Origin of the sequence: Legionella sp. W10-070 (assembly GCF_900640175.1) — a bacterium.
Lineage (GTDB): Bacteria > Pseudomonadota > Gammaproteobacteria > Legionellales > Legionellaceae > Tatlockia.
Genome location: NZ_CAAAJC010000004.1, coordinates 1 through 12,097, shown reverse-complemented (window position 1 = coordinate 12,097; position 12,097 = coordinate 1). Strand labels below are relative to the sequence as shown.

Below are 12,097 nucleotides of genomic sequence, written 5' to 3'. Positions count from 1 at the left end.
AATGGTTGGGCATTTTTGCAAGATCTATTCAGACCAAAGAAAAAAGACAAAAGGGGATTGTTTATGAAGATGAGACTGGTCGCTGCAGCTGTTATGGGGTTGGCAATGTCAACGGTAATCGCTGCAACCGATGCATCAACGACTGATACACCTGCACCTGCAGCATCTGCTACATCATTACCGAGCGACATGGATAAACTGTCTTATAGTATTGGCGCCGATTTAGGTAAGAATTTTAAAAAACAAGGCATCGAAATCAATCCTTCAGCTATGGCTAAAGGCTTGCAGGATGGCATGGGTGGTGGCCAGCTATTACTCACAGAACAGCAAATGAAAGATGTCTTGAACAAATTTCAACGTGATTTGATGACCAAGCGGAACGCTGAGTTCACTAAAAAAGCTGAGGAAAACAAGGCAAAAGGTGATGCTTTCCTGAATCAGAATAAAGCAAAAGAAGGGGTTGTCAGTCTGCCTAGCGGTCTGCAGTATAAAATTATTGAACAGGGTTCTGGCGCAAAACCTTCAAAAGACGACACAGTAACAGTAGAGTACACTGGGAAGTTAATCGATGGCCAAATCTTTGATAGCACTGAGAGAACTGGAAAACCAGCGACTTTTAAAGTATCACAAGTTATTCCTGGTTGGACTGAAGCGCTACAATTAATGCCCACAGGTTCTACCTGGGAAGTCTATGTCCCTGCTAATTTGGCTTATGGCCCACGTAGTGTAGGTGGTCCTATTGGTCCTAATGAAACTTTGATTTTTAAGATTCATTTAATTTCTGTTAATAAATCTGACGCCTAATCGAGTTAAATGCTCCCATGATTCCTCGGGAGCATTTCTTCTTTCTTCCATAGATAGGGTCTGTATCTCATGAGTAAACGCCTGCTGATTGTCTTTCTTCTTGGTTTTTCCTCAGGCCTTCCCTTAGCGTTAATCAGTAGTACTTTACAAGCCTGGTTTGCAGATGTCGGTATGTCAATATTGGCAACCGGAATGCTAAGCCTTATCAGTTTGCCTTATGTTTACCGTATCATCTGGGGGCCTTTGCTTGATTGCTACTCCCTTTTGCCGATAGGAAGACGGCGAAGTTGGATTGTGGTCATGCAATTGGCATTGTTAATAGGGTTTAACGCCCTGGCCTGGTTTTCGCCGCAAACAGCGCCTGAAATAATGGCTCTTATTGCTTTTTTCCTCGCTTGTTTTTCAGCAACGCAAGATGTAGCAATTGACGCCTACCGGGTAGAGTACCTGCCTGCTACTGAATACGGTTTAGGGGCATCTCTTGCTGTTTTTGGTTATCGGTTGGCATTGTTGGTTGCAGGTGGTTTGGCGCTGATTATTGCCAAACATATGGGATGGGTATTTACCTATCGTTTGATGGGTACTTTAATGCTGATAGGTGTTATTGCTACTTTATGGAGCAATGAGCCTGAGGCGCCCTTACAGACTAAGGGCAGCTTTGTCGAGTCATTTATTGCTCCTGTTAAAGAGTTATTCGCTCGCCGTGGAATACTTCCCCTGCTGGTTTTTATTGTTTTTTATAAGCTGGGAGAGGCATTTACTGCTACAACAAGTGGTATTGTGATCCCTTTTCTCATTCAGGGGGTGGGCTTTTCTCTGGATACAATTGGCTATGTAAATAAAATGATAGGCATCAGTTCCATTCTTTTGGGTGGTTTAAGTGCAGGTTTAATTTTAATGCACTGCTCATTATTTAATGCATTGCTTGCCTTTGGTTTATTACAGGCAGCAACTAATCTGTTATTCGTTCTTCTTGCCATTACGGGAAAAAATTTAACTTTATTTGCTATTGCTGTCGTGTGTGATAATTTTGCCGCTGGTATGGGGTCTACTGCCTTAGTGGCTTTATTCATGCGTCTGGTTAATAAATCCTATACAGGAACCCAATTCTCATTATTGGTCGCAATCTCAACTTTACCGCGTATTTTTTCCGGTCCATTAGCAGCAATGCTGCAAATGGGGTTGGGGTGGGTTGGCCTTTATCAGTTGTCTTTTATCCTGGCCTTGGGCTTTATTCCATTTTTAATCCTGATAAAAGAGCAAACGAAAGTTACTGAGGGAAGCATGGATCCTGGAGAGAGATATCCTGTTGAGGCTCTCCGCTAAACATGGATATTGACTCTTAATGCGATTGATGACAATCTAGATTTACTTTAGTATGAATACCTTAGCCTGGTGATCTGCTAAATTTACTAATTGATTGATTTAGACTTAAGGAGGAGTTTCAGTGTTATCTAAGAAGAATATATTTTTAGCCATTGCGGCATGTTCAATTCCTTTCGCTTCCATTACTGCAAATGCCGGTGCTATGGGGCCCACATATGTTGCTCCCGATAAATACTTGCTTATTGAAGGCGGCCTTTCCTACATGCATGTTTTTTATAAAGATAGCGTAAGAGGTGCTAATTCATTTAGCACAATCGATCCAATTGGGCGCACTTATAATCCATCCAGAATATATCCTAATAACTTTTTTGGAGGTTATATGGGGGTATCCTTTTTATATGATACCTATTTATGGAATACACGGTATGAGCTTTTCGGCAGCAAAGGAAAGACATTCCGCAACGCAGATCAACGTGTAGATGCTACACTGGCTCCGACTAAGTTGGCATTTACTCTGGATAAGCTGTTTTATGCAAACGGTGATCTGCGATTAGGTGTTGGTGCCGGTGCGGTTTTGTCAACACACAACAAAGCAGAACTTTTCACCTGGAATCCGGTTCCTCCCCGTACTCAAATTGGCGTGTCTTTCCCTGGTAGAGTCAGGCTGGATCCGTTAGTTGAAGCGTTAGCAATGTATAGGCTAACTGATAACCTTAATTTGAGAGGAAATGTTAGCTACCAAATTCCAGCTCATTCCTTCTATACAAATGGGCATCTTGGTGTAAATCTGGGTATTAACTACGCGGTTCCATTGTAATTATCTGATATAGCGGTGTAAGCATAAGCAAACTGTTGATTTGTCTCATCGCTATGTTGTTGATTGCATAAATAAAAAATAGGACGTTATTATTTCAAACTAAAAGGAGAAATTTATGAAGAATTTAGAGCAGGATTTAATGCAGGTAGAATTACTTTTTGATGAAGATTTACCGTCTGATGTTTCGTTGGCCTCTTGCTGTTGCTGCTGCAGTAACTGATATTGGCTTAAATATTGTTATTGAGATATAAAAACTTGATTGAGCTTCTTTCCACTTTTAGGAGCTCATTTTTTAGCAGCTTAGATAGAGCAGCTTGTTAAACATAATAGATGTAGCTTATTTTAGTTTTTTACACGCAAAATGACTGTCCAAATTAATAACTTCCCTTCTTGATTATAAAACTGTATTAACAATGCTCTTAGGCTCTGTTTACCGGCATGGGTAATAAATGGAATAATTTATAGCCTAACAGTAGTAAGCTTAATAGGATTCCTGCCAAAAAACCAAGACGCAGTCCAACTGCTCCTCCATTAAGGGTAAAGCCAAAAATATAGCTTAATGGTAATGCAATAAACCAAATCATGCTTAAACTTGCCATAACCGGTTTATGGGAGTCGGAAATGGCCCATAAAGCACCGATTATAAGGTTGCGTATTCCATCTATCACGATAAATAGAGCACAAATACTAAAAAAGTAGGTACATAAGGTTTGCAAAAGAGGGTCTTGTAAGTTGGCGGGAATAATGAGGGCGCTTAATATTAATGGGTATTTTAAGAATAATATTACAAACGGAGTCGTATAGATTGCCATGATACATAGGGCTGAGATAAGGTAATTGGTAGAAATCGAATGTGGATAATCCCATTTATTTGTTTCGCTCATTAATAATGTTAGAGATTGTGAAAGTCCGTAGGCGAGCATCATGACTGGGATCATGTATTGATTAGTGATAGAAAGGGCAGCTAAGGCTGTTGGCCCAAAGTATCCCATTAGATATCCGGCAGCCGACATGGCTGTAATTTCTCCACTGGATTGTAAGGCGATAGGCAGGCCAATGCTTAGTAGCGATTTCATTAATTTTTGGTTGAGCTGCCAGAATTTTATATTCAGGTAGGGTAGATATGGCTTATAAAAAATCCCTTGCGTTATCCGAAAAATGAGGATTATGAGAACAAGCACCTTAATCAGTAGCTCGGTCAGGGCAACACCAGCCAGACCCAAGGGAGATAACCCAAAATAGCCATGAATGAAGCCATAATAGAGCACTATTTTGGGGAAAAAGCTAAACAGTTCAATATAAATTAAAGAACGGGCGCGTCCAAGGCCAATGGTAAATTGATTGATTACACTTATAAATAAGCTCGGTATAATGGCTAATGCTGAAAATTTAAAATACAAGCAAGCTGTATGGATGATATCAGAGTCTTGTCTGGTGAGGATTAATAATCTATCAGCATGCCATAAAAACAATGCTGCAATGAATCCTATGCCCAGAGCTAAATTGATGCTGGCTTGAAATAGTGCTGCGTTTTCAGCAGGTGGGCTGTGATTTTTGGATGTTCTTCTAATCAAAATACTTAAAGCTTGAAAAATTGAACTGCTAAAAACCAGCACAACTGAAAAAGTCGATATGGCAATGGCTGCAGCGGCAAGCTGCAGCTTTCCTAGCGTACCAAGCATCATTATGGCGATAAAGCTGGATAGCAGGTACACAATCCTCGAAAAGCCAATTGGAGCAGCCAGCATCAGCACGCGTAAGAAAAAATGATAAAACATTTGATTGGCTGGGCTGGTCATTGAGTCCCTCACGTTTAATCAATGGCTATGCATTGCTCATGAGCCTGTGTTTGGTGACCGAATGGTGGTTCGACAGTTCTTTCATTAGCAGGTTCAAGGATGATTATTTTTTTTGCGAGTGCTTTTAAAAGTAGCGAGACAGAGCTGCCTTTTATGGATTCCGCCTTAATAGTCTCGTTATTCTGAAGTCTTATAACCCATCGAATGATTTCTGGATCAGTGACGACTTGATTTAGGAAACGGCGCTGGTAATGTAAATGGGTTCCATCATCGCTATGCTCAACTCCACAAAGCAATTGAGGCAGGCTTATTTTAATGTCTCTGGAGAGTGTGAGTGTAAGCTCTGGGTCAATTTTTATAAGTTCGCCTTTAAATTGGCAATGGGTACAGTTGGTCAATTGGGCCAGAGCGATTGCTTCTTCCGTTGATTTGGGTAAAGGCAGATCAAGCATGGTCTCGACGGCGACAGAATGGCTGTCTGCTGGAAAATTGATTTGTTTCTTAATAAGTTTTGTTGTAAGCCTGTGAAGTTCTTTTTCATTGGGACTCATGGCTTTGGAAAGGTTTCTTTTCTGATCATCATAACTATAAATGATCATGTCATCTATAAAATGACAGGTTTTTGACCCAGAATGGCACGTTGCTCCTGGAATGAAATTAAAAATTTCATCAGGTGAACTGGACCGGTCCGTGGGATCAACGCTAATATTTTTTTCAACTCTGACAGAATCAATTGGTTCGACGGACGTTTCCTGGGAAAGTAATTCAAGTTTGTTTAATAAAAAATGGTGGACTTTTTCAGGAGATAGGGGACGAGTTGTATCGACCACTTTTTCCTGACATAAAACCAGTCTTGGCCGAACTGCTAAAGCATAAGGGTTTGGGCAGGCAAGCCAATAGAGAGTGACTTTTAGCCAGGCATGCAATGCTTTGATGTTCTCACCTTTGGCCTCGCACAATATGGCCATGTCCATTTCAAAATTGATACGATCAAACAGAGTCATCCCACTTTTGGATAATTGGCCGTATGCTTCCTGATAAGCTTTTTCTGACAAGTCAAATTGCTTGTTTCTTTTGTGGAGGCGGGCTATGTTCATGCGGATGACATGATTTAAGACGACTGCGTTTGGGTAGTAAGCATTAAGGTAGTTGAGTAATCGCTTTTCAACGATAAAGGCTTGGTCTGTATTTTTTTGTAGAACCAGGAAAAGAGCATAGAGATTGAGCTTATAAATAGAGTCTTCATCGCTCATAGGCATATTCATGTTTATATTTGCTTTAGCAAAGCAGGTTTCCGCCAGTGGCAGGTTACCTGCCATGGTTGATGAAAATGCCTTGATAAAATACAAGTACGCTGTAGTTGGTTCATCTATCGTTTCAAAAAGCTCAGGAAATGACGTTTCTGCGACTAAATGGTGTTGATGCGAGAGAAATCGAATGACTTGCAGTTGATGGAAAAGCGATTCTTTCAAGCCCACGGTCAGATTGGTTTGGTTGGATGCTGCTTCCAATGCTCGACAAGACAAGCGATAAGCCCCTGCTTTTAAACTTTTCCAGGCGTAATCAATAACAGAACCTGGATTAGGTGTCTTAATTAAGGGAGGAAACTCGCTTTGTTGATGAAATACAAACCCATTGTTGTTTAAGATATCCTGACGATTCTGATTTAACTGATGTAGCGAGCTGTCTTTTATAGGTTGCTGGTAAAAATGGGAAGTTTGGTGATAATAAATGATCGCATTATCTATCTCTTCAACAAAACGTAGTTTGCTGTGGTTATGTTCTGTTTGGGTATAGCAATTAATCACTAAATAAGAGCAGGTATCAGAAAGAAAAATTAAACTATAAATATTGTCTTCTGTTAATTCCTGATTACCAAGCAGGATATGCAGTTCAAGTTGGCTGATGGCCTCTTTTTTTAAAATTGATGTCAGTAAATTATTCAGTTCAAAAGCACGTATCGCTGCTAAATCACCGAGTGAATCATCAAGATTTACCCAATCAGTAGGCGTATCCAAAGGATAAACAGGTTTGAAAAGGTGCGATTCTATTTCTTTTATTTCATTGGCGTAACTGGTTTTAAAGTGGGAGCAAATATCAACGATTATCTGGAATGGCGAAAGTGCTATTTCACTGAGGTTGCTAATAATTTTCATTCTCTGGTTATCCTTAATTGTATCAACATGGCATCAACAACAGATGCAATCTTAAATTGAATCCGGCTATTTATGGAAAAGGGAGCATTTCAAGATATGCCTGGCCTGGATCTATATTTAATACCCTGGCATACCGGCATTGTAAATTTAATGGCTTATTTAACGACATGTGAGCAAAAAAATCCGGGCTGAGGATTTTAGTGAAATGTAATCCCAACCCCTGCTCAAAATAATGATAGTAATAAATATCTGTAGAAATGTGCTTTAATTCTTCCAGCATCCTGTTGTAAGAAAATTGAGGCAGGCAGTCAATATCTTCTTTGGTATGGATAAGATGGGTACTGGCTTTATTAAAATATGGGATTCTGGATTTTGTTTCCTGATGATTATATTGAACAAATGCCATGTGGTACCCTGTACCTGCCTTATTCTCAAGATTGGTTTCTTTAAAAACAGAGCCATATAAAAAGGTATAGCATTGATACAACTCTTCAAATGCTGAACAGATTGCATCCGACAAGGAGCCTGCGGTTTTGCAGCCAACAGAATATTGTACTGCATCCTCAGGACTCTGGGCAAAATAAAACATAATGACATTGTAGCCAGGTAATTGGTTACCATTTTCAAAAATATAAATGTCACCATTGTCGAGCAATGTCTCTACAAGATGGGTGTAAGGTGATATCTGATGGAGCACTTGGGGATTTATACTGTAACGGATGGTTTTAGACATCCAGCTGCCGAGTAAAGCTTGCCGTTCGAGAAACTCTATCAATGAATGGTATAAGGCTTTGTCTTTATGGGTATGGGAGGCGCAGGCGCAACTGTCACTGACACTCAAAAAAGGATTATCATTTTTCATTGTGCGTAAGCTAATGGCATTATAGAAATAATCATAAGGCTCTTGGGTATACAGGTTATGAACCTGAGTTAAGGCGAAATGATGATTTGAATGTTGTTGCTCAATATTTTGGCATAGGCTTGCCAATTTTTTTTGGTGGCTAACAGGATTAATATCGCTTAATTTCTTTTTAGAGGTTAAGGGGACTGCTGTAAAAAAATGATTACGTTCATAATACTCACCAAAGCCTTTGCGTACCAATTCTATGCTTTTTCCCGTGCCGCCGCCGTAGCTGATAATACCATCAAGCATAAGGGAGCGAGGTGCTGATAACAGGCCATCTCGGCAGATGCGAAAAGATTGGGCATGTTGTAGTGAGGCATGTTTAATTTTGGCAACAGAGGTGTTTAATAGTCTGGGTTTCACAATCATTTTAATCCCCGTATCCAAAAAATTGCAGTGTTAATGGCAAGTAAGTACTATGGTCGAGTTCAAGAGCATGATTTAGCTGCTGGTCACTAAAGCTTGACCAAACCGTAGTCCTTAATCCTGCCTCATCGGATATTCTTGTGGCTTGCTGATACATTGAACCAGCCTCCATTAGCGCATGACGATAGCCGCGGTAGCGATATTTAAAGATGGCTTTGCCGACATTGGCTAAATACAAAATACTGAAGCAAGGATGATGCTTTTTGTCTATAAGGCCGTGAAGTATATTGTCAAAGAAAAAAGAACCGGACATTGTTTTTAGCAACTGTAATTTTTTTTTAAGTGGTCGAAAATGATAGCAACCTGGCTTGTGAGAAAAACCTTCAATACGTTCGGGAAATAAAAATACCAATGGCTCAACCGGGTAAAGGCCGCCAGCTGAAGGGTAATGGCGTCGGCCATTTTCTCCTGGGGAAAAGCTTCTAATAAGCAAGGCTTGCAGATCTGGAAATGATATTTTTTGCTGGTTAAAGGTATATGTGGATGGCTTTCTGCAAACAGAATCAACGGCTGCTGTACAATCAATGTCGTTTTTATGGAAAGGTGAAATTTCAGTTTCACTGAATTCAACCTGTTGAATAATTTTAGAGTTGACGTTACTAATATTGATATTGCCAAAATTAAGTAGAGTGATGCTCTCTTTCGCATGATTTTTTAAAATATCCTGATGGACATCACTATCGATATGGCTATCTAATATTGAGTTAATAAAAGTTTTTGAGGTTTGTTCTTCCATGATCAGGCTGGTTCCGTTTGAGTCAGATGATTTACGTCAAGTTTCATGTCGTATTCAGAAAATGCTGAGTGAATGGCAACTTCTTGATGAACGCTGAAACTGGTTAAGTCTACATGCCAGAACCAGTTGATTTTATCTAAAGGCATTGGTGCTTTCCAGAACTGGGTGTACTGACTGGCAAACTGGAACAGCGAATAAGCAATAAATCCTTTTTGGCATGCATTGACAACCGGCTCCGGAAACACGTCAACATTATTTTTTACCATACTCCGGTAAAACAGTAACCAGTTATCTTTCGTTGCAGGCATATCGCTATTTAGAAAGGCCATAAGCTGGTGAAGGTTAGAGAGGTGTGTGGGTAAACCACTATCGTTAAAATAGAGGTTATCGATGACTAAGATTTTATGAAGAAGCCCTGCTGTAATTAAATAAACGTCATTTGGCAGGTCATGATAAATCCGCTTGAAATCGGGATTGGAGTAATTATTTCGATAGTAGATGACAAGCGAGGAGGGTTTATAATCCCTAAATTCCTGTTTGACAACATGGATAGTGTATTGTGCCTGAAATGTTTCAGACAAAAGCCCGCATATTTGAGGATCATCAACGTTTAGGTATAGGTTGTGAAATTTTCTGAAAGCCAGTGGGCGTAAAATATCCAGTTGGGTAATCAATACATGTTTTAATTGCTCTAATGGAACACGATGCCTGGTTGCTATCGCTTCCAGGCTTGTTTCATTGATTTCAAGTTGTTTTTGCTGTTTCAGGGTTTCAAGTATTTGATAAAGTGTATCATTTGGAATTTTAGCGGCTTTACTGTCATTGAAGATATAAGAGGCGGAATTAATCGTTTGCAGTTGAAAATCATTAATTAGATACAAAACACAATCTCCCTGTGAAATATTACTTATCTGAAGGCCATACTAATAATTTCTTAATATTAAGTCTATATGCAGGCGGTAATCGTACTAAAAACGGTTGCCTTAAGAACTGGAATCGAACAGTTATTTTGAATTTTTTATGTAATTAAAGTGTAATTATTATCCATTATTGTTGTTCTGCTTTTCGTCAAGGTGTTCTGTCAAAGGGATTTTACAATGTCTTTCTTTAAGCGAGACTAAAATATATAAGATTTGTAAGTCCATGGTATTAACAAAGAAAAACTACATTAAGCGTAAAAAACATATCCCTTACCGTTTGAACGTAGAAGATTATCACGATGCTCTGTCTTATTTTGCAAAAAAATACAACATAGACACTACCTGTGTAATTAACGGCTCAACTGAAGTAGGGCGTGCAATAATAGCTAAAAACAAGTTACTTTTGGAAAAAGAAATCTCTGAATATAACGATGAAAATTTTGTTTATGCCAAGCAAGTTATACTTAATTGGGCTCCCCCTGGTGTCTCGCTGCCGGGAAGATTTCAATTAAATCAAAAAAACACAAAAAATTCTGACTTTCAGAAACATTATCCCAAATTATATGCTGCAATTAAGAGTGACTTTCTAGATGAAAATAATCAGCTAAAAGAACTGAGCAAAGATGATGTATCTAAATTAAACTCTGTAATTAAGCAATTAAAGTGTCGTAAGAAACTGGAAAAATACCGGAAGGAAAAAATTGAAGAATTGTCTGAGCGTAGGAATAAGTTATGTTTAAGTAAACAGCAGGCTTTAACTGAAATAAAGTCTATTCAGAATAACTTGCATGGAAATGAAAGAGTCGTTTATTTTTTCACCAATAACAGAAGTAAAAGTTCCGCACACTTTGAAGTATTGCTTATATACCGCGATCAAATTATAAAACCAGTTCATTGGTTTTTAAACGAAAGCAACATTTTTGAGGCTAATGATCTTGATCGTATGTTTACTACAGATTTATCATCGTTCATTAGCTTTGAGTTTACTCAATGTCTTGGGGGTGCTGAGGATCCAATAAAAAGAATCCAACCACAGGTTGACCCTGACTCATGTGGGGTGTTAGGGATATTATATTTTAAAGAGCTATTCAAAAAAGAAGCAGAGCAGTTAAACAAGTTTTCTTTTGTAAGTACTATCTATTCTTTAGAGATGAGCCGCAGATTCAAATGAACCATCTTTTTTTTCCATCACCACAGGTTTTACGTTACTCTCAATCAACGCTTTATAACAATATTCTCAAATTGATGATAGAAAGCACCAAGGATGAGGAGGTTGTTCAATATAAGAATATTACTTTTAAAATAAAAACGTTGACCTCTATTTTAAAAAATTCTATTCCTATTGCAAAAGAAAATAATGATTACCAAACAGCTGATCAAAATGAGAAACTATTGGAAAACTTACCTGAATTTAGGGAGAAATGGTTAAATGAATACGATGTTGCTATGAAAAAACGCGAAAGTATGCAAGGCAATTCAAACAATTTATATTTATCTTATAAAGGTTGCCATATGCAAGAAATTCTTGCCAGTGCAAAAAAGGAAAGGGATAGTAGGCGGTTAAAGGCTCAATATTCTTCTTTAATATTTCCCGAGAAGAGCGTTACCAGTGTCCATAATAATCCACTTTACGAAGAAAGCTCCTCAAAATCTGCTGTTAAATCCTATAATATCTTCTCCTTTTTTAATCGAAAGTTAAAGACTACAGTTAGCCATAACCCTCTTTTTGATTCCACTCTAAGTGTCTAGAATTCTGAAAAGCGTTGAATTGGTTACCAGCAACTGATGACAAATTTTGAGGTTTGTAAAAAAATACCCTGATAATCAAAGCGTTGCATGCTTATCCGAACCATTGAGAACTGATATAAAATCTCTCAATGGTACCGAGGGTGGGACTCGAACCCACACGGTGTCACCACCACCGGATTTTGAATCCGGCGCGTCTACCAATTCCGCCACCCCGGCATAGGCGGCCATTATAGCAAAGAAATTTATTGAAACAATGGGCTATGAAAAATTATTTAATTTTTGTGAATAATAAGGTGTGCTTATAATTCACTCCCACGGTCTACGTGCCGCGACTTGTTCTTCCAATTGGCCCTAAGTTTTTATTGACAAAGCTCTTATAATGCTGTTTAAGAGCTTTTTTATTTTAATGGAGTAAGAAGTGCTTGGTACAGGAACAACAGAAACGTTTTTTCGGGATGAG

Annotated in this window: 10 protein-coding genes and 1 tRNA gene; 5 read left to right on the top strand and 6 right to left on the bottom strand. The window is 38.7% G+C overall.

Annotated elements, in window-relative coordinates; translation table 11 throughout:
- Positions 1–63: 63 nt before the first annotated feature.
- From E1O65_RS02455 to E1O65_RS02445, 3 genes are all read left to right on the top strand, one after another.
- Positions 64–804: an FKBP-type peptidyl-prolyl cis-trans isomerase gene (locus tag E1O65_RS02455; RefSeq protein WP_165474878.1), complete on the top strand. Its 741-nt coding sequence runs from the start codon at positions 64–66 to the stop codon at positions 802–804.
- 69 nt (positions 805–873) lie between these two features.
- On the top strand, positions 874–2,130 hold the full coding sequence (locus tag E1O65_RS02450) for an MFS transporter (RefSeq protein WP_133132013.1): 1,257 nt from the start codon (positions 874–876) through the stop codon (positions 2,128–2,130).
- A gap of 121 nt (positions 2,131–2,251) precedes the next feature.
- Positions 2,252–2,947, top strand: a complete 696-nt coding sequence (locus tag E1O65_RS02445; RefSeq protein ID WP_133132012.1) for a hypothetical protein — start codon at positions 2,252–2,254, stop codon at positions 2,945–2,947.
- Positions 2,948–3,366: 419 nt separating this feature from the next.
- Here the strand turns inward: E1O65_RS02445 and E1O65_RS02440 are convergent, their stop codons facing one another.
- The 5 genes from E1O65_RS02440 to E1O65_RS02420 all read right to left on the bottom strand — a co-directional run bounded on the left by E1O65_RS02440 (position 3,367) and on the right by E1O65_RS02420 (position 9,849).
- Entirely contained in the window at positions 3,367–4,746 is a 1,380-nt protein-coding gene (locus tag E1O65_RS02440; protein ID WP_133132011.1) for an MATE family efflux transporter, read from the bottom strand.
- Between the two features lie 14 nt (positions 4,747–4,760).
- Positions 4,761–6,902 carry a hypothetical protein gene (locus E1O65_RS02435; protein ID WP_133132010.1) on the bottom strand — a complete coding sequence of 714 codons (2,142 nt, stop codon included), beginning with the start codon at positions 6,900–6,902 and terminating at the stop codon, positions 4,761–4,763.
- A gap of 70 nt (positions 6,903–6,972) precedes the next feature.
- The gene (locus E1O65_RS02430; RefSeq protein ID WP_133132009.1) at positions 6,973–8,175 is read right to left on the bottom strand and encodes a YcaO-like family protein; all 1,203 of its coding nucleotides are present in this window, start codon (positions 8,173–8,175) and stop codon (positions 6,973–6,975) included.
- 1 nt (position 8,176) lies between these two features.
- Complete coding sequence (locus E1O65_RS02425) at positions 8,177–8,968, bottom strand: SagB/ThcOx family dehydrogenase (RefSeq protein WP_133132008.1); 792 nt, start codon at positions 8,966–8,968, stop codon at positions 8,177–8,179.
- Between the two features lie 2 nt (positions 8,969–8,970).
- Positions 8,971–9,849, bottom strand: a complete 879-nt coding sequence (locus E1O65_RS02420; RefSeq protein ID WP_133132007.1) for a hypothetical protein — start codon at positions 9,847–9,849, stop codon at positions 8,971–8,973.
- Positions 9,850–10,111: 262 nt separating this feature from the next.
- Between E1O65_RS02420 and E1O65_RS02415 the strand changes: the two genes are divergently transcribed.
- Complete coding sequence (locus E1O65_RS02415) at positions 10,112–11,059, top strand: hypothetical protein (protein ID WP_133132006.1); 948 nt, start codon at positions 10,112–10,114, stop codon at positions 11,057–11,059.
- Positions 11,056–11,637: a hypothetical protein gene (locus E1O65_RS02410; RefSeq protein ID WP_133132005.1), complete on the top strand. Its 582-nt coding sequence runs from the start codon at positions 11,056–11,058 to the stop codon at positions 11,635–11,637. Before E1O65_RS02415 ends, E1O65_RS02410 begins: the two co-directional genes overlap by 4 nt.
- Before the next feature lie 129 nt (positions 11,638–11,766).
- On the opposite strand, the gene E1O65_RS02405 is transcribed toward E1O65_RS02410, so the two are convergent.
- Positions 11,767–11,853: transfer RNA gene (locus E1O65_RS02405), tRNA-Leu, on the bottom strand.
- Positions 11,854–12,097 lie beyond the last annotated feature (244 nt).

Coding starts and splice junctions, on each gene's coding strand:
- E1O65_RS02455 (WP_165474878.1), top strand. CDS start 64: ATGAAGATGAGACTGGTCGCTGCAGCTGTTATGGGGTTGGCAATGTCA.
- E1O65_RS02450 (WP_133132013.1), top strand. CDS start 874: ATGAGTAAACGCCTGCTGATTGTCTTTCTTCTTGGTTTTTCCTCAGGC.
- E1O65_RS02440 (WP_133132011.1), bottom strand. CDS start 4,746: ATGACCAGCCCAGCCAATCAAATGTTTTATCATTTTTTCTTACGCGTG.
- E1O65_RS02435 (WP_133132010.1), bottom strand. CDS start 6,902: ATGAAAATTATTAGCAACCTCAGTGAAATAGCACTTTCGCCATTCCAG.
- E1O65_RS02430 (WP_133132009.1), bottom strand. CDS start 8,175: ATGATTGTGAAACCCAGACTATTAAACACCTCTGTTGCCAAAATTAAA.
- E1O65_RS02425 (WP_133132008.1), bottom strand. CDS start 8,968: ATGGAAGAACAAACCTCAAAAACTTTTATTAACTCAATATTAGATAGC.
- E1O65_RS02415 (WP_133132006.1), top strand. CDS start 10,112: ATGGTATTAACAAAGAAAAACTACATTAAGCGTAAAAAACATATCCCT.
- E1O65_RS02410 (WP_133132005.1), top strand. CDS start 11,056: ATGAACCATCTTTTTTTTCCATCACCACAGGTTTTACGTTACTCTCAA.